Here is a 20,920-nt window from a genome sequence, read left to right on the forward strand (position 1 = left end):
GCGTCGAACGGGAATATTGGTTAAGCTGGTTCCATCGGTCATCTGCGCATCCGTTCCGCGCATGTCTCTCTGCGCGGAACGGATGCGCAGATCTGCTTCCGGGAACTGGCACTTTACGTTAACGTAAAGTATATTGTGCCCGTCCGTCCAGCGGAAAATGCACAAGCCTTGATGGCCGGATGTCTTGTTGTCGCCGGAGCAATGTCCGGCGGATCCGTTTTCACGTTTGCAGCAATAGCCCAGGTATTTCATGAACGCTCTTGAATCCCAGCTCGACTACGCCTACGGCGACGCCATGCCCGACACCGGCCGCACCATGGAGGTCGCGCCGGGCATCCGCTGGCTGCGCATGGGGCTGCCGTTCGCGCTGAACCACATCAATCTGTGGCTGCTGGAAGACGAGGTCGAGACGCCGCAGGGCCCGCGCCGCGGTTGGACCGTGGTCGATTGCGGCATCGCCACCGACGCCACGCGCGACGCCTGGGAGAGCATTTTCGCCGACGAGCTCGGCGGCCTGCCGATCGTGCGCGTGCTGGTCACGCATTGCCATCCGGACCATGTCGGCCTGGCCGACTGGCTGTGCCGGCGCTGGCAGGCGCCGTTGCTGATGAGCGCGGGCGACTATGCGTTCGCGCGCGTGATGTCGGCCGCGCTGCCCGGCGCCGAAGGGCCGTCGGCCGCGCCGCATTTCCGCCGCCACGGCCTGACCGATCCGGACACCATCGCCAAGCTGGCCGGCCGCAATACTTACTACCCCGATCTGGTGCCGGCGGTGCCGTCCTCCTATCGCCGCCTGCAGGAGGAATATGCGGTGCGCATCGGCGGGCGCGACTGGGAAATCATCACCGGCTTCGGCCACTCGCCCGAGCATGTCTCGCTTTACTGCCGCGACGCCAACGTGCTGATCTCGGGCGACATGGTGCTGCCGCGGATCTCGACCAACGTCTCGGTGTTCGCCATCGAGCCCGAGGCCAACCCGGTGCAGCAGTTCCTCGACTCGCTGAAGAAATACGCGCACCTGCCGGCCGACGCGCTGGTGCTGCCGTCGCACGGCAAGCCTTTCCGCGGACTGCATACGCGCATCGCCCAGCTCGACGAGCATCATCGCCTGCGCCTGGGAGAAGTGCTGGAAGCCTGCGCGACGCCGCAGTCGGGCGTGGACATCCTGCCGGTGCTGTTCAAGCGTCCGCTGGACACGCACCAGCTCTCGTTCGCGCTGGGCGAGGCGGTCGCGCATCTGCACAAGCTCTGGTACGACGGCGCGTTGAAGCGCGTGCTGGGCGAGGATGAGGTCTACCGGTTCGTCGCCGCCTGAGCGATGCGCGCCGGGCAGCGCCCGGGCCCAATAAAAAAACGCCGGACATGTCCGGCGTTTCGTTTTTGACGAGGAAGAAGCGTCAGCCGTTGGCCGCGCTCTTCTTCAGCTCGCGCTCTTCCTTCTGCAGCTTGGTCTTGATGCGGTTGCGCTTCAGCGGCGACAGGTATTCGACGAAGACCTTGCCCTTCAGGTGATCCATCTCGTGCTGGATGCAAACCGCCAGCAGGTCGTCGGCTTCCACTTCGAACGGCTTGCCGTCGGCGTCGAAGGCGCGCACCTTCACGCGCGCCGGACGCTCCACGCCGTCATAGATGCCCGGCACCGACAGGCAGCCTTCGTCGTAGACGCGCTTTTCTTCGCTGGCCCACAGCACTTCGGGATTGATGAACACGCGCAGCTCGTTGCCGCCGTCGGAGACGTCGATGACGATGACCTGCTCATGCACATCGATCTGGGTCGCCGCCAGGCCGACGCCGGGCGCGGCATACATGGTCTCGGCCATGTCGGCGGCCAGCTTCTTGATGCGCTCGTCGAACACGGTGACGGGCTTGGCGACCTTGTGCAGGCGCGGGTCGGGGTAACGGAGGATGTTGAGCAGGGCCATACGCGTAAATCTCGGTGTCGATCTTGGAAAACCGGGGAGCGCTTCGCGCTCCGCCGCATGGGCGCTCGCGGTTTTGCGAGCAGCCTGGAAAATTCGTTTCGGGAATGATTCTTAAATAGGGCTGGTTGATGCCGCTTCAAGCGCGGCAGCGGCAGAATTACCGGCTTTGCCGCCGGATTGTCATGCGGCAATCCGATTCAATCCGATTCAGTGCCCAGTTCCCGGTCGCAGCCGCATGTCGGCCAAGGCGCGGGTGCTTGGATTTTTTTCCCCGAAAGCATGAAAAAGTTTAGCACAGCACGGCCCTTTTCCCGCCGTTCCCGCCGTTCGGCTCCTGCGGCGGCGCTGGCAGGCAACAGCGGCGACCTGCACCGCCGCCGGAATTGATGCCGCCGCGACAGATCGAGGACCAGCGTATGGACATTTCTTCGCAGCATGAACACGGCGCCGACGACCGGGATCCGGCCAGTCTTGAGGCCTGGCTGAGACTGACGCTGGCCGACGGCATCGGCCCCGAGGGCGGACGTCGCCTGCTGGCCGCGTTTGGCCTGCCAGGCCATGTCCTGAAGGCCGGGCGCGCCGCGCTGGAAGCCGTCGTCACGCCGCGCGCGGCAGCGGCGTTGCTGGGCACGCCCGGCGCCGTGCAGCGGGCCCGCATCGCCGCCACGCTGGCCTGGGCGCAGCAGCCCGGCCACGCCATCGTGACGCTGGCCGATCCGCAGTATCCGTCGTCCCTGCTCAACATCGCCGATCCGCCCCTGCTGCTCTACGTGAGGGGTAACGCGGCGCTGTTGCGCGCCGAGGCGCTGGCGGTGGTCGGCAGCCGCAATGCCACCGCGCAGGGGCAGGCGCATGCGGAGCGCTTTTCGGAACAGGCCAGCCGCGCCGGCCTGGCGATCGTCTCCGGCCTGGCGCTGGGCATCGACGCGGCGGCGCATGAGGGCGGATTGCGCGGCCCGGGCTCGACCGTGGCCGTGATCGGCACTGGCATCGATATCGACTATCCGCTGCGCAACCGCGCGCTGGCGCAGCGCATCGCGCAGCAGGGCTGCATCGTCAGCGAATACCCTTTGGGCATGCCGCCGCTGGCGGCCAATTTCCCGCGTCGCAACCGGCTGATCTCGGGCCTGGCGCGCGCGGTGCTGGTGGTGGAGGCGGCGGCGCAATCGGGCTCGCTGATCACCGCGCGCATGGCGGCCGAGCAGGGGCGCGACGTGTTCGCCATTCCGGGCTCCATCCATTCACCGCTGGCCAAGGGTTGCCACCAGCTGATCCGCCAGGGCGCCAAGCTGGTCGAGACCGTGCAGGACATCCTCGAAGAAATGCCGGTGGCGCGGAGAATTCCTGCGGTTGCTGCAATGGCAACGGATGAGGTTCAGGCTTGTCGTTCCGGCATCGAAAAGGGCGTCGAAAACGGCGATGCGGAAGCGGCAGTTGTCATGCATGCAATGGGCTTCGACCCGGTCGATTCCGACACCCTGGCGTTGCGCTGCAAGCTTGACGCGGCGCGGCTTTCAGGACTGCTGCTGATGCTGGAGCTGGAGGGCCGGATCGAGGTGTTGCCGGGAGGGCGCTACCGCCGCCTGGGGTGATCAAATTTATGCACCGCGATCGGCGAAATCCTGCCATACTGGACTCGCCGACTTGTGTATTCACACCCTTCGCGATAGAGTAGACCTATGTTTGATGTCCTCGTTTACCTGTACGAAACCTACTATCGCCCGGATGCCTGCCCCGAACCGGAGGCCCTGGTCAAGAAGTTGTCCGCGATAGGTTTTGAAGAAGAAGAAATCTCGCAGGCGCTCGGATGGCTGACCGATCTTGAAGTCGCCAACCACGAATTTGCCGACAGCTACCCCCAGCAAACCGCTTTTTCTTTCGGCACCCGCATCTACGCGCGCCAGGAGACCGACGTGCTGGGCGTGGAAGCCATCGGTTTCATCCAATTCCTCGAATCGGCCAAGATGCTCGACGCCATGCAGCGCGAGATCGTGGTCGAACGCGCGCTGGCGGCCGGCGAAGTGCCGATCACGCTCGAAAAGCTCAAGGTCATCGTGCTGATGGTGCTGTGGAGCCAGGGCAAGGAGCCGGACGGCCTGATGTTCGAAGAGCTCTTCCTCGACGAGGACGAGAACGAACCGCGCCTGCTGCACTGAACGGCGCATTTGGGGCAGCGTTGCCAGCCTGTCCACATAAACTTGCATGAAACGCTGATCCGGCAAGCCTTCGGGCTTGCCGTTTCATTTGCATCACGCTTATCATTCCCCCGCATCGGCCCGATATTGGCTACTATATAAAAATTCCGTTGTTCAGAAGCAATGAAAGCGCTGGCAGCACGCCACGCGGGCTGCAGGCAGGGTTTTCGCGCGCTTCGGGCGACATGGAGTTGTTTCGGGAGGTCCCGGCCCCAGATGGGCCTGACGATTCATCGACGCACTCCAGCAACCGACCTCTCTCTAGAGACCCATACCTATGAGCAAGACCCTCATCATTGCCGAGAAGCCATCTGTCGCGAACGACATCGCGAAGACGCTCGGCGGCTTCACCAAGCACGATGAGTATTTCGAATCCGACGACTACATCCTGTCGTCCGCCGTCGGCCACCTGCTGGAAATCGCGGTGCCCGAGGAATACGACGTCAAGCGCGGCAAATGGAGCTTCACGCACCTGCCGATGATTCCGCCGCACTTCGCGCTCAACCCGATCGCCAAGACCGAGTCGCGCCTGAAGGTGCTCTCCAAGCTGATCAAGCGCAAGGACGTCACCACCCTGATCAACGCATGTGACGCGGGCCGCGAAGGTGAGCTGATCTTCCGCCTGATCGCGCAATACACCAAGGCCAAGCAGCCGGTGAAGCGCCTGTGGCTGCAGTCGATGACGCCGGGCGCGATCCGCGACGGCTTCAAGCAGCTGCGCGACGACGACGAGATGATGCCGCTGGCCAATGCCGCCCGCTGCCGCAGCGAGGCCGACTGGCTGATCGGCATCAACGGCACGCGCGCCATGACCGCCTTCAACTCCAAGGAAGGCGGTTTCTACCTGACCACCGTGGGCCGCGTGCAGACGCCGACCCTGTCGATCGTGGTCGAGCGCGAAGAGAAGATCAAGAAATTCGTCCCGCGCGACTACTGGGAAGTGCACGCCGAGTTCGTGTGCGCCGCCGGCGTCTACAAGGGCCGCTGGCTGGACCGCTCGCACAAGAAGGACGAGAACGATCCCGAAAAGCGCCCCGAGCGCCTGTGGGCCAAGGCGGCGGCCGACTCCATCGTGGCGGCCTGCCGCGACAAGATCGGCAACGTCACCGAAGAGTCCAAGCCGACCACGCAGATGGCGCCCGGCCTGTTCGACCTGACCAGCCTGCAGCGCGAGGCCAACTCGCGCTTCGGCTTCTCGGCCAAGAACACCCTGGGCCTGGCGCAGGCGCTGTATGAAAAGCACAAGGTGCTGACCTACCCGCGTACCGATTCGCGCCACCTGCCGGAAGACTACCTGCAGACCGTCAAGGACACGATGGAGGCGCTGTCGGAGAACAATAATTACCACCAGTTCTCCAAGCAGATCCTCAAGCAGGGCTGGGTCAAGCCCAACAAGCGCATCTTCGACAACACCAAGATCAGCGACCACTTCGCCATCATCCCGACCACCCAGGTGCCCAAGAACCTGTCGGAGCCGGAACAGAAACTCTACGACCTGGTGACGCGCCGCTTCATGGCGGTGTTCTTCCCGGCCGCCGAGTTCCAGGTGACCACCCGCTTCACCGAAGTGTCGGGCCACCAGTTCAAGAGCGAAGGCAAGGTCATGATCAACCCCGGCTGGCTGGCCATCTACGGCAAGCAGGTCGAGGAAGATGACAAGGACAAGGAAGGCGGCGGCAACCTGGTCGCCGTGGCGCCGGGCGAGAAGGTCAAGACCGACAAGGTCGTCGCCAACGGCCTGGTCACCAAGCCGCCTGCGCGCTATTCCGAAGCGACCCTGCTGTCGGCCATGGAAGGCGCGGGCAAGCTGGTCGATTCCGACGAGCTGCGCGAAGCGATGGCCGGCAAGGGCCTGGGCACGCCGGCCACGCGCGCGGCCATCATCGAAGGCCTGCTGAACGAAAAGTACCTGCTGCGCGAAGGCCGCGAGATGATGCCCACCGCCAAGGCCTTCCAGCTGATGACGCTGCTGCACGGCCTGGGCGTGGACGAACTGACCGAGCCCGAACTGACCGGCGAGTGGGAGCACAAGCTGTCGCAGATGGAGCGCGGCAAGATCAGCCGTGAAGAGTTCATGCGCGAGATCGCGCAGATGACCCAGATCATCGTCAAGCGCGCCAAGGAATACGACAACGACACCATCCCCGGCGACTACGCGACGCTGCACACGCCATGTCCGAACTGCGGCGGCGTGGTGAAGGAAAACTATCGCCGCTTCGCCTGCACCAAGTGCGAATTCTCGATGACCAAGGTGCCCGGCGGGCGCCAGTTCGAGATCGCCGAGGTGGAGGAGCTGCTGAAGAACCGCACCATCGGTCCGCTGCAGGGCTTCCGCTCCAAGATGGGCCGTCCGTTCGCCGCGATCCTGAAGATTTCGCGCGACGAAGAGATCAAGAACTTCAAGCTGGAGTTCGACTTCGGCCAGAACGACGGCGAAGGCGAGGGCGGCGAGCCGGTCGACTTCAGCGAACAGACGCCGCTGGGTCCTTGCCCGAAGTGCGCTTCCGGCGTCTACGAGATGGGCCTGGCCTATGTCTGCGAAAAGACGGTCGCCAAGCCCAAGGCCTGCGACTTCCGCAGCAGCCGCATCATCCTGCAGCAGGAGATCCTGCCCGAGCAGATGGCCAAGCTGCTCAACGACGGCAAGACCGACCTGCTGCCGGGCTTCATCTCGCAGCGTACCCGCCGGCCGTTCAAGGCCTTCCTGGTGCGCGGCAAGGACGGCAAGATCGGCTTCGAGTTCGAGGAGCGCAAGGCCAAGGCGCCTGCCAAGAGCAAGGCTGCAGCAGCCGACGCTGAAGGCGGCGCCGACGAGGCCGCGGCCAAGCCGGTGAAGAAGGCCGCAGCCAAGCCCAAGGCCGCTGCCGCCAAGAAACCGGCTGCGGCGAAGAAGCCGCCGCTGAAGAAGGCGGTGGCCAAGAAGACGGCCAGCGCCTGAGTCTGGCTGCTCCCCAAAGAGAAAACCCTCGCGGTGCGAATCGCGAGGGTTTTTTCATGGGTGGCGCAACGGCGGTTGATGCATGACGAACGTCGCTGGGTTCTCGCTTTCGCGGCGACGACGGTAGTGGGGCAGTCCTTGCGACGGATGTATCGGTCGCTGCCTCAGTGTCGTCCCCGCGAAAGCGGGGAGCCAGCGTCGTTGGCGGCCGTAGCGACCGAGCGGCTGCGCTCAGCCCGCGTAGTTAACAGTCAGCGGCGCGTGGTCCGAGAAGCGCGCTTCCTTGTAGATGGCCGCGCTCTGCGCGCGCCCCGCGATGCCCTGGGTCGCCACGTGATAGTCGATGCGCCATCCCACATTGTTGGCCCAGGCCTGGCCGCGGTTGCTCCACCAGGTGTAGGCGTCGCCGGTGGTGTCCGGATGCAGCAGGCGGTAGACGTCGACCAGCTTGAGCTCGTCGAAGATGCGTGTCATCCAGGCGCGTTCTTCCGGCAGGAAGCCGGAGTTCTTCTGGTTGCTCTTCCAGTTCTTCAGGTCGATTTCCTTGTGGGCGATGTTCCAGTCGCCGCAGATCACGATCTCGCGGCCGCTCTTTTCCAGCTCCACCAGGTGCGGCAGGAACACCTCCATGAAGCGGAACTTGGCCTGCTGGCGCTCGTCGCTGGAGGAGCCCGAGGGCGCGTACAGCGAGATCACGGTGAGGTCGCCGTAGTCGCATTCGACATAGCGTCCTTCGTCGTCGAACTCGGTATTGCCGAAGCCGATGCGCACCGCATCCGGCTCGCGCTTGCTGTAGACGCCGACGCCGGAATAGCCCTTCTTCTGCGCATAGTGGAAGTGGCCGACGTAGCCGGGCGGGGTCAGGAATTGTTCGGTCATGTCGGCCGCCTGGGCCTTCAGTTCCTGCACGCAGACGAAGTCGGGCGACTCCTTCTGCAGCCATTCGAAGAAGCCTTTTTTGGCCGCGGAGCGGATGCCGTTGAGATTGGCGGAGACGATTTTTGGCATGGTCTGATCCTGCAAAGTAAGGCCGGTAGCATAACCGATAGGGCGTTTCATTTAAAATATCGGTCTGATTTCGCTGCGCGCCGTGCTTGCCGGCAGGTAAGCATGCGCTGCGCCAGCCTTCGTTACACTTTTCCCCGGGAATGCATTTTGAGCAACTTGAGACAAGAATTCATCGAATTCGCCGTGTCGGCCGGCGTGCTGCGCTTTGGCGAGTTCGTCACCAAGGCGGGCCGTACCTCGCCCTATTTCTTCAACGCCGGCCTGTTTTCCGAAGGCGCGACGCTGGCCCAGGTGGCGCGCTTCTACGCGCAGACGCTGGCCGACTCCGGCATCGAATACGACATGCTGTTCGGCCCCGCCTACAAGGGCATCACGCTGGCGTCGGCCACCGCCGTCGCGCTGGCGGGCATGGGCCGCAACGTGCCCTTCGCCTTCAACCGCAAGGAAGCCAAGGACCACGGCGAGGGCGGCACCATCGTCGGCGCCAAGCTGGCCGGCAAGGTCGTCATCATCGACGACGTGATTTCGGCCGGCACCTCGGTGCGCGAGTCGGTGGACATGATCCGCGCCGCCGGCGCCACGCCCTGCGCGGTGCTGATCGCGCTGGATCGCATGGAGCGCTCGGGCAAGGACGGCGCGCTGTCGGAGCATTCGGCGGTGCAGGAAGTGGCCAAGGAATACGGCATGCCGGTGATCTCCATCGGCAACCTGAATGACCTGTTCGAGTACATCTCCAACGGCGGCGATGCGCGCCTGAGCCAGTACAAGGATGCGGTGGCCGCCTACCGCACGCGCTACGGCGTCTGATCCACTGCAAGCGCCAGGCGATGCCGGGCGATTCAGGCAAAAGGGCTGCATCCGGAGATGCAGCCCTTTTTGTTTTTCGCGCCGCAGCGGGATTCAGAGCGGCTTGATCACGCCGGCCACGCTGTGGCGCTGCAGGCGGTCGTCCAGCTCGCCGACCTGGGCCGCCACGGCGTTCTCGGTCTGCTCCACGCGCAGGCTCAGGTCTTTTTGCAGCCCGTCCAGCCGCTGCGCCAGCAGGGTCTGCTGCTCGGTCTGGCGGCGCGCCAGCTGTTCCAGTTCGGCCTTCAGGAAGCCGCGCAGCTCATTGAAGCGCGAGTGCTCGGCCTGGTCGGCCAGATCGCGCTGCGCCTCCAGCTGCTTGGTCAGGCGCCGGCTTTCCAGCATCACGCTGGTCTGCAGCGCCAGGATGTAGAGCAGGAAGAAGGCGGTCAGCACCACCACCACGCCCAGCATCACCGCGCCCAGCGGCGCCTGGAAGTCGGAGTAGATCAGCGACAGCGTGGTGGGTGCCGTGAAGGCGGTCCAGTTGACCGCGGCGAAGATGGCGACCAGCACCAGCAATACGATCAGGAAAACGGTTCGGAATCTCATTGCAGCCTCCTGTTGTGGGTTTGTTTGCAGGCACGCAATTGCGGCATTGCGGTGAGAGGGCTTGCCATCCAGGCAAGCTGAGCCGGTTGGACTGCCGTGGCGCCGGCGATGTTCCTCGGAAGTGTCCGCGGGGAAATCTTTCCGATGCTGCGCGGCCATAAAAAAACGCCGGCGATGGCCGGCGTTCGATGTCAGGGCGGCAAGCTTCAGGCCGCGGCCAGGGCTTTTTCCAGCAGCTGGTGCAGCTCGGTGAACTGCGGCTCGCCGACATAGCGCTTGATGATGTTGCCATCCTTGCCGATCACGAAAGTGGTCGGGGTCAGCTTGACGTCGCCGAAGGCGTTGGCCAGCTTGTCCTGGGTGTCCAGCGCCACCTTGAAGGGCAGCTTGCGGGTTTCGGTGTAGTTCAGCACGTAGTTCGGCGGGTCGTAGCTCATGGCCACGGCCACGAAGTCCAGGCCGCGGTCCTTGAACTTGTTGTAGGTCTCGATCATCTGCGGCATCTCGCCCACGCAGGTGGTGCAGCTGGTGGCCCAGAAGTTGACCATCACGACCTTGCCGCGCAGGTCCTTGAGCGCCACGCGCTCGCCATCGAGCTTGGTGAAGGTGACGTCGGGCGCGGCATTGCCGGCGTTGACCTTGAAGAAGGCGACCGCGGCGATGACCGCGACCACGGCCAGGCCGGCCAGCTTGATCCAGAGGCCGCTGCGCGGGGAGGTTGCCTGTGCTTGCATGGGTTGGCTCCGAAGACGGTGATGTCCTGCCGCAGGATACGCTCACGGCGGCATGACGGGAAACCCGGCCATTATAGCCGTCCCGGCCGGATCCTGCGGGCGGCGGCCGGATATGAAAACCGCCGGACGGGCCGGCGGTTTGACTTGCATCAGGTGAAGGAACGTTCGCTCAGCTGGTCGACTTGTTCTCGCTGGCCGGCTTGCGCTGGTAATCCTTCAGCTCTTCTTCCGAGATGTACTCGTAGAGGGTGACCACTTTTTGCACGCCCGACACGCCGCTGGCGATCTTGGCGCCCAGCTGGCCTTCGCGCTGGGTCACGCGGCCCATCATGTAGACGATGCCGCGCTCGGTGGTGACCTTGAAGGCGCTGGAGTACAGCGTCTTGTCGTCCACCAGGCTGGCCAGGACCTTGCTGGTGGTGAGCGCATCGCTGGAGCGCGAGGAGAAGCTCGACGAGGGGGCGATTTCCAGTTCGTTGTACACGGTGTCAACGTTCTCGATGCCCTTGACTTCGCGTTCGGCGGCGGCCTTGGAGGCCTCGTCAGGCACTTCGCCCGACAGCAGCACCCTGCGGTTGAAGGCGGTCACGTTGACGTGGGAGCCGGCGGCCACAACGCCCGGAATACGGTTCTCGCCCTTGACCACGATCGATTTGTCTTCAGTCTGCGCACCCAGCGTGCGGCGGTCGGTGGCCGCGAAGGTGGTGGCCAGCGCACCGCCGGCGAACACCGCGAAACAGCCCTGCAGGCTCACGGCGAGCATGCCGCCCAGCGCCACGGCCGCCAGCGGGCGGCGCATCCTTGTCAACAACGATCGTGCTTCACTCATTCGCATCATCTCCAAAAAGCGCGACGTCGATGCCGTCGCAAATGCAGTGCAGGGTCACCAGATGCACTTCCTGGATGCGCGCGGTACGTTCATGCGGCACGCAGATATGTACATCGGCGTCAGTCAGAACCTTGCCGATCTTGCCGCCGCCCTTGCCGGTCAGCGCCACCACGCGCATGTCGCGTTCGTGCGCCACGTCGATGGCGGCCAGGATGTTGCCCGAATTGCCCGAGGTGGAAAACGCCAGCAAGACGTCGCCCGCCTGGCCGAAGGCCTGGACCTGCTTCGAGAAGATTTCCTGGTAGCTGTAGTCGTTGCCGACCGCGGTAAGGATGGAGCTGTCGGTGGTCAGCGCCATGGCCGGCAGCGGCAGGCGTTCGCGTTCGAACCGGCCGACCAGTTCAGCGGCGAAGTGCTGGCTGTCGGCGGCCGATCCGCCGTTGCCGCAGGCAAGGATCTTGTTGCCATTCGACAGCGCCGTGAACATAAGTTCAATAGCCTGCTCGATGGGTTGCGCCAGCACATTGGCTGCTTTCATCTTCAGGTCGGCGCTTTCCTGGAAATGGGCGAGGATACGAGGATTCGTCATAGTGGCTGGGATTATAGTTGAGTTGGACCGGGCTCAGCCCGTACAAATCGTAAAGAAAGGTTTCGGGCCGGCGACCCCGACATGATACCGCTGCGGGCCGCGCGGCACGAGCTTTTGCCGCATCCCGGGCCTAGCTTTCGATGGCGTTGCGCAGCCATTCCAGGCCGGCGCCGTCGAAGCCGACCACGTCGAAGCGGCAGGCCGGCGGCGAGCCGTAGCGTTGCAGGAAGGTTTGCGCCGCCACGATCAGGCGGCGCTGCTTGGCCGGCGTCACGCTGGCCGCGGCGCCCCCGTAGGTGCGGCCGGCGCGGGCCCGCACCTCGACGAACACCAGCGATGCGCCGTCGCGCATGATCAGGTCGATCTCGCCGCCTTTGCAGCGGAAATTGCGCTCCACCAACTCCAGGCCATGCCGGCGCAGGTGCGCCAGCGCGGCATCCTCGGCCGCGTCGCCGGTGCGCTGGCGGCCGGTGCGGGCGTCGCCCGCATCGTCTGCCCGCCCTGCCGGGGAGCGTCGCCAGGCGTCCAGCAAGCCCATCGTCGCAACCGCTCAGTACTGGTCGGCGGTGGGAACGGGCAGGCCGTTCTGGAACACCGCCTGGGTTTCCTGGCGCTGGAAGTAGGTGGCGCCGCCGCCGATCATGTTGACGTTCAGCCGTCCGGTGACGCCGTCCAGGTCGAAGCCGGAGCGGCGCTGGGCGATTTCGTGGGCGATGCGGTAGGCGTCGATGCCCAGCGCATACAGGCGCGCCAGATCGGGATTGGGGCGGTCGTTTTCATTGCCGGCCGGGCGCGGATAGCGCGAGACGGCGACGTTGTCCGGCTCCAGCTGCCAGGGGATGTCGATCAGCCTCACGCCCTCCAGTTCGGGCAGCTTGTCGTTGGGGTTGTCGCGGCTGAGGGTGAAGGGATTGATCTGCGAGGTGCCGTAGATCGGCAGCTCGGTGCCGACCGCGCTGCGCAGCTGCACCACCTGGGATGCGTCCAGCGCGGCGAAGATCAGCGCCGGTTTTTCCTGTTCGATGCGCTTGGCCAGTTGCGCCAGGCCGGGCGCCGACAGCGCATTGCCGGGCGTGGAGAGCTCCAGCGTCTCGGCCTGCAATCCGAGCTGGCGGGCGCGCGCCTGGAAGGAACGCGCCGCGCGCTTTTGCCAGGCCACCGGCGTGGCGATGGCGAAGATCTTGCCGGGCGCCTTTTCCTTCTCGACCCAGTTGGCCACCTGGCGCGCCTCGTCGTCGATGGACAGGCCCACCGTCAGCATCATCGGCGGCAGCTGCGCCTCGGTCTCGCCGGGCAGGTCGGGCTGCGCCAGCGCGATGGTGGGCTTGGTGACGCGACCGCTCTGGGCCACGGCGGTGACGGCGCTGCGCGAGAGCGGGCCGATCAGGATGTCGAACCTGGCCGAGGCGTCGTCGTAGGCGCGCTGCATGTCGGGCACCGAGTCGCCGGTTTCGATGATGGCCAGCTGGATGTTGTCCTTCTGGCGCGAATAGGCGGTCAGGAAGCCGGTGCGCACCGCGTCGGCGGCGGCGCCGAACATGCCGCCGCGGTTGGGCAGCAGCAGCGCCATGCGGACCGGCGCGGGCGCGGCGGCGGCCTGCTGCATCGGCGGTTGCGTCGCGTCGGGCCCGGCCGGCGGCGCCGGATCGGCGGCCGGAGCCTGGATCACCGGCGCGGCCTGGGCCAGCAGGGGTACACTGTCGGCTGCCGACGCAGGCGATGCCGCGAACCAGAGTCCGCCCAGCACGCCCCCGAGCGCGGCCATTTTTTTGAATCCAGTGAACATTCCGCCTCCTCCAATGAATCAGAATTCGAGCGTAGCCGCTTCCATCCTGTCTGATGCCGCCCAGCAAAACTATCCGGTGTCGGCATTATATGTGCTGGCCACGCCCATCGGGAACGCATGCGACATTACGTTGCGCGCGCTCCACGTGCTGGCCATCGCCGACGCCGTGGCCTGCGAGGACACCCGCAACACCAGCCAGCTGCTGCAGCGCTACGGCCTGTCCAAGCAGCTGGTGGCGGCGCACGAGCACAACGAGCGCGAGGCCGCCGACAAGATCGTCGAGCGCCTGCGCGCCGGCCAGCGCGTGGCGCTGGTGTCGGACGCCGGCACGCCGGCCGTGTCCGACCCCGGCGCGCGCGTGGTCGATGCGGTGCGCGCCGCCGGCCTGCAAGTGGTGCCGCTGCCCGGCGCCTCGGCGGCGGTCACGGCCTTGTCGGCCTCGGGCCTGACGGACGAGCGTTTTCATTTCGCCGGCTTCCTGCCGAGCAAGGCGCGCCAGCGCGAAACGGCGCTGCAGGAGCTGGCCGCGATGCGGGCGGCGCTGGTGTTCTACGAAGCGCCGCACCGCATCGTCGAGACGGTGCAGGCCATGCTGCAGGTGTTCGGCCCCGAGCGCCGCGTGGTGCTGGCGCGCGAGCTGACCAAGCTGTTCGAGAGCATCCATCGCTGCGCACTGGGCGAAGCGCCGGCCTGGCTGGAAGAGGACGCCAACCGCCAGCGCGGCGAATTCGTGGTGCTGGTGGAAGGCGCGCCGGCCACCGATGGCGACGAGGCCGACGCCGAGCGCGTGCTGCGCATCCTGCTGGAAGAGTTGCCGGTCAAGCAGGCCGCTTCGCTGGCCGCGCAGATCACCGGAAAAAAGAAGAACGCGCTCTACGACCGCGCGCTGGAAATCAAGGACGGCGCCTGAGGCGCCCGCCCGCGTCGGCGCCTCAGTGCGCTGACGACTTCGAGAACACGTTCAACACCACCACGCCGGCCACGATCAGCCCCATGCCGATCACGGCCGCCGCATCCAGCTTCTGGCCGAACAGCACCCACGCCGCCAGCGAGATCAGCACCACGCCCAACCCGGACCAGATCGCATAGGCGATGCCCACCGGAATCGATTTCAGCGTCACCGACAGGAAGAAGAACGCCAGCCCGTAGCCGGCCACCACGATCAGCGACGGCCACAGGCGCGAGAAACCGTCCGAGGCGCGCAGCGCGGAGGTGGCGATGACTTCGGAAACGATGGCGATGCCCAGGGCGAGATAAGGATGCATGTGCTTGCTCCGCGGAGAATGAAGGTGGGACGGCTCCGAACGCGGCGAACATCGGCAACGCACGGCAGGCGGGAATCCGAGGATCCGGGAATCCGGCGCCCGCGCGTGCGGCGCGCCGGAAAGAAGGGGATCAGCGCTCGACCACGAACGGCGTGCCGGCGCTGCGCTGGCGCACCAGCAGCGCGGCATTCTGCGCGGCCGGGCGGGTCGGGTAGGGGCCGGCGTACAGGCGGTAGAGGCCGTTGACCTGGATCGCCTGCAGGTTGTCGATGATGCCCGACAGGCTGGGCAGCAGCTTGTCGCGCGCCTGCAGGGCATTGGTCTCCTGCGAATAGGCGCCGAACTGCAGGTAGTAGCCGGCCGACAGCGGCACCGCCTGGGGCAGCGCCGGGGACGGCGCCGAACCGCTGGCCACGGCATTGATGATGCCGCCGCCACCCGCCATGCCGGCGCCGTCGGCCGAGCTGGAGGTGGTGGCGTTGATCGGCTGCACCGCCGCCACCGTCGGTTGCGGCGGCAGGTTTTGCGCGTTCACCGAGTTGATCGCCACCGCGCCGGTGGACACGCCGGCGCCGGCTTCCGCGGCGTTGTTGATCGGATCGGCGGCGGCCAGCTGGGTGCCGTTGCGGCGGGCATCGGCCATGCGCTGGGCTTCTTCCGGCAGGATGCGTTCGACTTCCAGTTCGCTGCTGCCCGAGCTCAGGTAGCCCAGCTTCAGGGCCGCGGTGTAGGAGAGGTCGATGATGCGGCTGGAATGGAAGGGGCCGCGGTCGTTGATGCGCACGATCACCTGCTTGCCTGTCTTCAGGTTGGTGACGCGGGCGTACGAGGGAATGGGCAGCGTGGGATGCGCGGCGGTCATCTTGTACATGTCGTACAGCTCGCCGGACGAGGTCTTCTGACCGTGGAATTTCTTGCCGTACCAGCTGCCGATGCCGCGCTGGATGAAGGGCTGGTTGTCGGTGACCGGCACATAGGTCTTGCCGAACACCACATAGGGTTTGCTGGCGGCCCTGGAGAGCGGCTCCACCTGCGGTTCGGCGTCGGCCACGTCGAGCAGGCCGTCGGGGATGTGATCGCCCGGGCCGTCATCCTTGTAGTAGCCGCCGCGTCCCGAGCCCGCCGCCGGCAGCGCCGGCGCATTGTTGGGACGGCTGGAGCCGGTCGCCTTGGTCGGCGTCGACGCTTGCGCGCTCTGGCGCGCCGGCGGCGGGGTGGTGCTGCAGGCGGCCAGCAGCACCGGGATTGCCAGTGCCGCCAGGCGCAGCGTCTTGCCGTATTGTTCGATTGATAATGGTCGCATCCGCAGTCCTAAGCAATGCGGCCGCTGTATCCGGCCGGAATTTTTTCGCAACGATACCAGAGTGCATCGCCGCATGGCTGACAACTCGTCAGTGGCGCAAGTTCACCGCCGCCGCGCGGCGGTGTGCGCAGCGCCTCAGGTCTGCACCAGCTTGCGATGGCGCTGGATGCTCATCAGGATCCCCGCGCCCAGGCCCAGCGTGACCAGCGCGGTGCCGCCGTAGCTCATGAACGGCAGCGGCACGCCGACCACCGGCAGGATGCCGCTGACCATGCCCATGTTGACGAAGGCATAAGTGAAAAACATCATCGTGATGGCGCCGGCCAACAGGCGCGTGAAGAGCGTCGGCGCGTTGCCGGCGATCATCAGCCCGCGGCCGATCAGCAGCAGGTAGAGCACCAGCAGCACCACGTTGCCGATCAGCCCGAACTCTTCGGAGTAGACCGAGAAGATGAAGTCGGTGGTGCGCTCGGGAATGAATTCCAGGTGGGTTTGCGTACCCATCAGCCAGCCCTTGCCGGCGACGCCGCCGGAGCCGATGGCGATGGTCGACTGGATGATGTGGAAGCCCTTGCCCAGCGGATCGGAGGTCGGGTCGATCAGCATCATGATGCGCTGGCGCTGGTAGTCGTGCATGAAGGACCACACCACCGGCAGGCTGGCCGCGCCGGCGACGAACAGGCCCACCAGGATCTTCCACGGCAGGCCGGCGAAGAAGATCACGTAGAAGCCCGCGCCCAGCACCAGCAGGCCGGTGCCCAGGTCGGGCTGGCGGATGATCAGGAAGCCCGGGATCACCAGCAGCAGCGTGGCTACCAGGAAGGCGTCCCAGCGCAGCATGCCCTCGCGCTTCTGGAAATACCAGGCCAGCATCAGCGGCATGGCGATCTTCATGATCTCCGACGGCTGCACCACCACGCCGATGTTGAGCCAGCGGCGCGACCCCTTCTTGATGATGCCGAACAGCGCCACCGCGATGAGCAGCGTCACTCCTATCGTATAGACCGGCACCGCCAGCCGCAGCAGCAATTGCGGCGAGACGTTGGCCGCGATCCACATCACGATGAAGGCGATCAGGATATTGCGCAGCTGGTCTTCGACCCGGCCGGGGAAGTTCATGCCGGCCGAATACAGCGTGACGATGCCCACCGACAGGATCAGGAACACGATCAGCGACAGCGCGCCGTCGAACACCGTCAGGTGCGGCTTGATGATTTGCCACAGAGGGGGACGTTGCAGGCTCATGCCGGCTCCCAGGTCTGGTCATGTGCGCCGGCGGCCATGCGCCGCGCACCGGAATGATAAACGAATCGCACCGTCACTCCTGCACGTCCGGCTGGACGGTGGGGGTGTTGCCGCTGTCGTCGGAAGTCGGTCCTTCGACCGGCGCGTCCGAGGTGACGGCTTCGTTCGGGGCGACCGACTTGATCGGCTCGTTGGGCTTCTTGCCCAGCATGAAGTAATCCATCGCCTTGCGCACCAGCGGCGCGGCCACGCCTGCGCCCCAGCCGCCGTTCTCGACCACCGCGGCGATGGCGATGCGCGGCGCGTCGGCCGGCGCGAAGCCGATGTACAGGCCGTTGTCGTGGTAGATGCGCGAGAGCTTCTTGGAGTCGTACTTCTGGTTCTTGGCGATGTTGACCACCTGCGCGGTGCCGGTCTTGCCGCCCGAGTCGTAGGGAGCGCCGGCGAACGCGGCGCGCGCCGTGCCTTCCTTGACGGTGCCCACCATGGCGCGCTTGATGAAGTCGACGTTCTCCTGCTTCAGCGGGATGCGGTAGCTTTCCTTGGGCACGGTCTCGGTGCGCTCGTGGGTCACGCCGTCCTCGATGATCTTGACCAGGTGGGGCTTCATCACCACGCCGTTGTTGGCCAGGATCGCCGTGGCCTGCGCCAGCTGCAGCGGGGTGAAGCTGTTGTAGCCCTGGCCGATGCCCAGCGAGACGGTGTCGCCGGCGATCCAGCGCTTCTGCTCGGGTTTGCGGAAGGCGGTGCGCTTCCACTCGGTGGAGGGCAGGATGCCGCGCTTCTCGTGCTCGAGGTCGATGCCGGTGATCTGGCCGAAGCCGAAGGGCTTCATGAAATCATGGATCGCGTTCACGCCCATGTCGTTGGCCAGCATGTAGTAATAGGTGTCGCAGGAAATGGCGATGGAGCGGTACATGTCGACCACGCCGTGGCCGCCTTCCTTGTCGTCGCGGAAGCGGTGGTTGCCCAGCACGAAGAAGCCCGGGTCGCGGATGGAATCCTGCGGCCGCCGTTTGCCCAACTCCAGCGCCGCCAGCGCCATGAAGGGCTTGTAGGTCGAGCCGGGCGAATAGGTGCCCGACAGCGGACGGTTCAGCAGCGGCCTGTCGGGCGACTTGTTCAGCTCGTCCCAGCTCTGCTGGTCGATGCCTTCGACGAACAGGTTGGGATCGTAGGACGGCTGCGAGACGTAGGCCAGGATGTCGCCGGTGGCCGGGTTGATCGCCACCAGCGCGCCCTTCTGGTCACCGAAGGCTTCTTCCACCACCTTCTGCAGCTCGATGTCGATCGAGAGGATCAGGTTCTTGCCCGGCGTGGCCGGGGTGCGCGAGAGCGAGCGCACCGCGCGTCCGCTGGCCGAGATTTCCACTTCCTCGTAGCCGGTGGTGCCGTGCAGCTGGGTCTCGTAGCTCTTTTCCAGGCCTTCCTTGCCGATGTAGTCGGTGCCGTTGTAGTTGGCCTCGTCGTCGGAGTCGGCGATGCGCTCGGCGTCGCGCGCGCTGATGCGGCCGATGTAGCCGATCACGTGCGCCGCCGTCTTGCCGTAGGGGTACTGGCGGAACAGGCGCGCCTGCACCTCCACGCCCGGGAAGCGGTAGCGCTGGGCGGTGAACTTGGCCACTTCCTCGTCGGTCAGGCGGGTGCGGATGGGCACGCTTTCGAAATTCTTGGATTCGTCCTGCAGGCGGCGGAAGCGGCGGCGGTCGCGCGGCTGGATCTCCACCAGCGTGCCCAGCTCGTCGATCAGGTCGTCGATGTTGTTCTTGATCTTGGAGGGCGTGATTTCCAGCGTGTAGGCGGAGTAGTTGCGCGCCAGCACCACGCCGTTGCGGTCCAGGATCAGGCCGCGGTTGGGCACGATGGGCACCACCGAAATGCGGTTTTCCTCGGCCTGCGCGGCGTAGGCGTCGTGGCGCACCACCTGCAGCCACAGGAAACGCGCCAGCAGCAGGCTGAAGCAGATCAGCACCAGCATGCTGACGGCGACCAGCCGCAGCCTGAAGAGCTTCAGCTCATGCGCGGTGTTCTTGAACTCGGTCATGCTCAGATGGGGCGGTTTTCGTCACGGTCGATCGCACGGCGCTGCGGCGCCAGCAGCAGCAGGCTCACCAGCGGCCACAGCACCGCCGAGACGAGGCTTTCGCTGAAATAGAACCAGTGCGGGAACTTGCCCGTCACCAGCAGCTGCACCACCAGTTGCACCGCCTGCGCCAGCAGCAGCAGCGGCAGCACGTGCAGCGCCTGGGTGCGCAGCGGGAACCACAGCACGCGGCGGTGGATCATGATCGCGAAATAGGAGAGCAGGGTATAGGCCAGTGCATTCTCGCCCAGCAGGGTGGCCTCATTGACGTCCATCAGCAGGCCCATCAGGAAGGCCACGCTGATGCCGACCTTGCGCGGCTGGTGGATGTTCCAGAACACCAGCGCCAGCGCCACGAAGTCGGGCACGCCGACCATCTGGCCCCAGGGCATCAGGTTGAGCAGGAAGGCAATGACCAGGCTGAACGCGATGAACAGCGGATTGGCCGGCAGGAGGATGTAATGATCGTTCATCGTGCGGATTCCTTGGCGGCCGGCGGCGTCACGTTGGCGGCGCCCTTGCGCTCGTCGGCGGGCTTGTCCTTGGGCGTGGCGTTGGCGTCGTCGGCCGAGGTGTCGCGGGTGCTGTCGCGCAGGCGGCGCTTGAACAGCTTGGCCGACTTCTCATCGACGGCTTCCGGCTCCGGGCGCGGCGGCAGGGTTTGTTCCACCAGCAGGATCAGCAGCTGGCGATGGCGGTCGATGCCGGCCAGCGGCTGGCACACGATGCGCGCGAAGGAGTCGGCCGAGCGGGTTTCCATCAGCACCACGGTGGCCACCGACAGGCCCGGCGGATAGACGCCGTCGATGCCCGAGGTCACCAGCGTATCGCCCTTCTGGATGTCGGCGTTGGCCGGCATGAAGCGCAGGTCCAGCGCGCCGGTCTGGCCGCGGCCGTAGGCCACGCTGCGCAGGCCGTTGCGCAGCACCTGCACGGGGATTGCCTGGTCCTTGTCTGTCAGGAGCGTGACTTCGGAGGTGAACGGGAACACGCGCGTGACCTGGCCGACGATGCCGACCTCGTCGATCACCGGCTGGCCGGCGGTCACGCCCTGCTGGGAGCCGCGGTTGAGGATGATCTTGCGGGTGAAGGGATCGCGCGCGTCGTACAGGATCTCGCCGACGATGGACTTGACCGGCACCTTCTGCTGCATGTCCAGCAGCTTGCGCAGCTGCGCGTTTTCAGCGGCCAGCTGGCGCTCCTGCTGCATCAGCTGGGAGTTGACGATCTGCTGCTGGCGCAGGCCCTGGTTTTCCTTTTGCAGCGCCGACACCGAGGTGAAGTAGTCGGCCACGCTCGCGGCCGCGTCGCGCGGCACCATGGCCACGGTCTGGAACGGATAGAGCGCCGCGCCGATGCCCTGGCGGATAGTGCCCAGCACGTGCATGCGGGCGTCGACGACCAGCATGACGATGGAGAGAAGGGCGAAAATCGTGACGCGTACGCGGGCCGAGGCGCCCTGCTTGAAAAGTGGTGGAATTTCCATAAACGCATCAGGTGCGCCGCAATGCGTGAGCATCCGGCTGGCGCAGGCCTACCAACCCTTCATTCCAGTCTGATCTTAGAAATATCGCGAATTTCCGGAGATTTTCGGCCGCCTGGCAATAGGCGCCGTCAAATTGCAT

The 20,920-nt window shown here is 65.6% G+C and carries 20 protein-coding genes; 6 read left to right on the top strand and 14 right to left on the bottom strand.

The annotated features are described in order from the left end of the window. Positions 1 to 250 precede the first annotated feature (250 nt). Positions 251 to 1,315 carry an MBL fold metallo-hydrolase gene (locus tag CEJ42_RS14000; protein WP_079217560.1) on the top strand — a complete coding sequence of 355 codons (1,065 nt, stop codon included), beginning with the start codon at positions 251 to 253 and terminating at the stop codon, positions 1,313 to 1,315. Between the two features lie 82 nt (positions 1,316 to 1,397). On the opposite strand, the gene def is transcribed toward CEJ42_RS14000, so the two are convergent. Beyond that, a complete protein-coding gene (def, locus tag CEJ42_RS14005) occupies positions 1,398 to 1,922 on the bottom strand; it encodes a peptide deformylase (RefSeq protein WP_079217561.1) in 525 nt (174 codons plus the stop codon). Positions 1,923 to 2,338: 416 nt separating this feature from the next. Between def and dprA the strand changes: the two genes are divergently transcribed. The 3 genes from dprA to CEJ42_RS14020 all read left to right on the top strand — a co-directional run bounded on the left by dprA (position 2,339) and on the right by CEJ42_RS14020 (position 7,055). Beyond that, positions 2,339 to 3,514, top strand: coding sequence for a DNA-processing protein DprA (gene dprA / locus CEJ42_RS14010; protein WP_088751658.1), 1,176 nt, complete (start codon positions 2,339 to 2,341; stop codon positions 3,512 to 3,514). Positions 3,515 to 3,601: 87 nt separating this feature from the next. After that, entirely contained in the window at positions 3,602 to 4,078 is a 477-nt protein-coding gene (locus tag CEJ42_RS14015; RefSeq protein WP_079217562.1) for a Smg family protein, read from the top strand. Between the two features lie 316 nt (positions 4,079 to 4,394). After that, the gene (locus CEJ42_RS14020; RefSeq protein ID WP_088751495.1) at positions 4,395 to 7,055 is read left to right on the top strand and encodes a DNA topoisomerase III; all 2,661 of its coding nucleotides are present in this window, start codon (positions 4,395 to 4,397) and stop codon (positions 7,053 to 7,055) included. A gap of 231 nt (positions 7,056 to 7,286) precedes the next feature. Here the strand turns inward: CEJ42_RS14020 and CEJ42_RS14025 are convergent, their stop codons facing one another. Continuing rightward, positions 7,287 to 8,063 (bottom strand): exodeoxyribonuclease III, encoded by a 777-nt coding sequence (locus CEJ42_RS14025; RefSeq protein ID WP_079219259.1) that lies wholly within the window; start codon positions 8,061 to 8,063, stop codon positions 7,287 to 7,289. A gap of 147 nt (positions 8,064 to 8,210) precedes the next feature. Between CEJ42_RS14025 and pyrE the strand changes: the two genes are divergently transcribed. Next, positions 8,211 to 8,870, top strand: a complete 660-nt coding sequence (gene pyrE, locus CEJ42_RS14030; protein WP_079217564.1) for an orotate phosphoribosyltransferase — start codon at positions 8,211 to 8,213, stop codon at positions 8,868 to 8,870. 93 nt (positions 8,871 to 8,963) lie between these two features. On the opposite strand, the gene CEJ42_RS14035 is transcribed toward pyrE, so the two are convergent. The 6 genes from CEJ42_RS14035 to CEJ42_RS14060 all read right to left on the bottom strand — a co-directional run bounded on the left by CEJ42_RS14035 (position 8,964) and on the right by CEJ42_RS14060 (position 13,399). Continuing rightward, positions 8,964 to 9,461, bottom strand: coding sequence for a Signal transduction histidine kinase (locus tag CEJ42_RS14035; RefSeq protein ID WP_079217565.1), 498 nt, complete (start codon positions 9,459 to 9,461; stop codon positions 8,964 to 8,966). Between the two features lie 206 nt (positions 9,462 to 9,667). Beyond that, a complete protein-coding gene (locus CEJ42_RS14040) occupies positions 9,668 to 10,195 on the bottom strand; it encodes a TlpA family protein disulfide reductase (protein ID WP_088751496.1) in 528 nt (175 codons plus the stop codon). 169 nt (positions 10,196 to 10,364) lie between these two features. Continuing rightward, positions 10,365 to 11,024 carry a BON domain-containing protein gene (locus CEJ42_RS14045; RefSeq protein WP_079217567.1) on the bottom strand — a complete coding sequence of 220 codons (660 nt, stop codon included), beginning with the start codon at positions 11,022 to 11,024 and terminating at the stop codon, positions 10,365 to 10,367. Then, positions 11,017 to 11,613, bottom strand: a complete 597-nt coding sequence (locus CEJ42_RS14050) for a phosphoheptose isomerase (protein WP_088751497.1) — start codon at positions 11,611 to 11,613, stop codon at positions 11,017 to 11,019. The genes CEJ42_RS14045 and CEJ42_RS14050 overlap by 8 nt, the downstream gene beginning before the upstream one ends. Before the next feature lie 130 nt (positions 11,614 to 11,743). Further along, the gene (locus CEJ42_RS14055; RefSeq protein ID WP_088751498.1) at positions 11,744 to 12,151 is read right to left on the bottom strand and encodes a YraN family protein; all 408 of its coding nucleotides are present in this window, start codon (positions 12,149 to 12,151) and stop codon (positions 11,744 to 11,746) included. Between the two features lie 12 nt (positions 12,152 to 12,163). After that, positions 12,164 to 13,399 (bottom strand): penicillin-binding protein activator, encoded by a 1,236-nt coding sequence (locus CEJ42_RS14060; protein ID WP_088751499.1) that lies wholly within the window; start codon positions 13,397 to 13,399, stop codon positions 12,164 to 12,166. 13 nt (positions 13,400 to 13,412) lie between these two features. Between CEJ42_RS14060 and rsmI the strand changes: the two genes are divergently transcribed. Next, on the top strand, positions 13,413 to 14,309 hold the full coding sequence (rsmI, locus tag CEJ42_RS14065) for a 16S rRNA (cytidine(1402)-2'-O)-methyltransferase (RefSeq protein ID WP_088751500.1): 897 nt from the start codon (positions 13,413 to 13,415) through the stop codon (positions 14,307 to 14,309). Positions 14,310 to 14,331: 22 nt separating this feature from the next. On the opposite strand, the gene CEJ42_RS14070 is transcribed toward rsmI, so the two are convergent. The 6 genes from CEJ42_RS14070 to mreC all read right to left on the bottom strand — a co-directional run bounded on the left by CEJ42_RS14070 (position 14,332) and on the right by mreC (position 20,781). Next, positions 14,332 to 14,664, bottom strand: coding sequence for an SMR family transporter (locus CEJ42_RS14070; protein ID WP_079217572.1), 333 nt, complete (start codon positions 14,662 to 14,664; stop codon positions 14,332 to 14,334). 130 nt (positions 14,665 to 14,794) lie between these two features. Beyond that, on the bottom strand, positions 14,795 to 15,967 hold the full coding sequence (locus CEJ42_RS14075; RefSeq protein WP_088751501.1) for a septal ring lytic transglycosylase RlpA family protein: 1,173 nt from the start codon (positions 15,965 to 15,967) through the stop codon (positions 14,795 to 14,797). A gap of 135 nt (positions 15,968 to 16,102) precedes the next feature. Next, positions 16,103 to 17,212 carry a rod shape-determining protein RodA gene (rodA, locus tag CEJ42_RS14080; protein ID WP_079217574.1) on the bottom strand — a complete coding sequence of 370 codons (1,110 nt, stop codon included), beginning with the start codon at positions 17,210 to 17,212 and terminating at the stop codon, positions 16,103 to 16,105. 73 nt (positions 17,213 to 17,285) lie between these two features. Further along, positions 17,286 to 19,256: a penicillin-binding protein 2 gene (mrdA, locus tag CEJ42_RS14085; RefSeq protein ID WP_079217575.1), complete on the bottom strand. Its 1,971-nt coding sequence runs from the start codon at positions 19,254 to 19,256 to the stop codon at positions 17,286 to 17,288. A 2-nt stretch (positions 19,257 to 19,258) separates the two neighbouring features. After that, the gene (gene mreD, locus CEJ42_RS14090) at positions 19,259 to 19,768 is read right to left on the bottom strand and encodes a rod shape-determining protein MreD (RefSeq protein ID WP_079217576.1); all 510 of its coding nucleotides are present in this window, start codon (positions 19,766 to 19,768) and stop codon (positions 19,259 to 19,261) included. After that, positions 19,765 to 20,781, bottom strand: coding sequence for a rod shape-determining protein MreC (gene mreC / locus CEJ42_RS14095; RefSeq protein WP_088751502.1), 1,017 nt, complete (start codon positions 20,779 to 20,781; stop codon positions 19,765 to 19,767). Before mreC ends, mreD begins: the two co-directional genes overlap by 4 nt. Between the last annotated feature and the right edge of the window lie 139 nt (positions 20,782 to 20,920).

Origin of the sequence: Herbaspirillum robiniae, from assembly GCF_002213415.1 — a bacterium.
Lineage (GTDB): Bacteria > Pseudomonadota > Gammaproteobacteria > Burkholderiales > Burkholderiaceae_D > Herbaspirillum > Herbaspirillum robiniae.

What these genes read in the sequence shown, in the direction of transcription:
- mreC (WP_088751502.1), bottom strand. Translation starts at nt 20,781, where the DNA reads ATGGAAATTCCACCACTTTTCAAGCAGGGCGCCTCGGCCCGCGTACGC.
- CEJ42_RS14040 (WP_088751496.1), bottom strand. Translation starts at nt 10,195, where the DNA reads ATGCAAGCACAGGCAACCTCCCCGCGCAGCGGCCTCTGGATCAAGCTG.
- CEJ42_RS14045 (WP_079217567.1), bottom strand. Translation starts at nt 11,024, where the DNA reads ATGAGTGAAGCACGATCGTTGTTGACAAGGATGCGCCGCCCGCTGGCG.
- rsmI (WP_088751500.1), top strand. Translation starts at nt 13,413, where the DNA reads ATGAATCAGAATTCGAGCGTAGCCGCTTCCATCCTGTCTGATGCCGCC.
- CEJ42_RS14020 (WP_088751495.1), top strand. Translation starts at nt 4,395, where the DNA reads ATGAGCAAGACCCTCATCATTGCCGAGAAGCCATCTGTCGCGAACGAC.
- CEJ42_RS14055 (WP_088751498.1), bottom strand. Translation starts at nt 12,151, where the DNA reads ATGGGCTTGCTGGACGCCTGGCGACGCTCCCCGGCAGGGCGGGCAGAC.
- CEJ42_RS14050 (WP_088751497.1), bottom strand. Translation starts at nt 11,613, where the DNA reads ATGACGAATCCTCGTATCCTCGCCCATTTCCAGGAAAGCGCCGACCTG.
- def (WP_079217561.1), bottom strand. Translation starts at nt 1,922, where the DNA reads ATGGCCCTGCTCAACATCCTCCGTTACCCCGACCCGCGCCTGCACAAG.
- dprA (WP_088751658.1), top strand. Translation starts at nt 2,339, where the DNA reads ATGGACATTTCTTCGCAGCATGAACACGGCGCCGACGACCGGGATCCG.
- CEJ42_RS14070 (WP_079217572.1), bottom strand. Translation starts at nt 14,664, where the DNA reads ATGCATCCTTATCTCGCCCTGGGCATCGCCATCGTTTCCGAAGTCATC.
- CEJ42_RS14015 (WP_079217562.1), top strand. Translation starts at nt 3,602, where the DNA reads ATGTTTGATGTCCTCGTTTACCTGTACGAAACCTACTATCGCCCGGAT.
- CEJ42_RS14025 (WP_079219259.1), bottom strand. Translation starts at nt 8,063, where the DNA reads ATGCCAAAAATCGTCTCCGCCAATCTCAACGGCATCCGCTCCGCGGCC.
- CEJ42_RS14035 (WP_079217565.1), bottom strand. Translation starts at nt 9,461, where the DNA reads ATGAGATTCCGAACCGTTTTCCTGATCGTATTGCTGGTGCTGGTCGCC.
- mrdA (WP_079217575.1), bottom strand. Translation starts at nt 19,256, where the DNA reads ATGACCGAGTTCAAGAACACCGCGCATGAGCTGAAGCTCTTCAGGCTG.
- rodA (WP_079217574.1), bottom strand. Translation starts at nt 17,212, where the DNA reads ATGAGCCTGCAACGTCCCCCTCTGTGGCAAATCATCAAGCCGCACCTG.
- CEJ42_RS14000 (WP_079217560.1), top strand. Translation starts at nt 251, where the DNA reads ATGAACGCTCTTGAATCCCAGCTCGACTACGCCTACGGCGACGCCATG.
- CEJ42_RS14060 (WP_088751499.1), bottom strand. Translation starts at nt 13,399, where the DNA reads ATGTTCACTGGATTCAAAAAAATGGCCGCGCTCGGGGGCGTGCTGGGC.
- CEJ42_RS14075 (WP_088751501.1), bottom strand. Translation starts at nt 15,967, where the DNA reads ATGCGACCATTATCAATCGAACAATACGGCAAGACGCTGCGCCTGGCG.
- mreD (WP_079217576.1), bottom strand. Translation starts at nt 19,768, where the DNA reads ATGAACGATCATTACATCCTCCTGCCGGCCAATCCGCTGTTCATCGCG.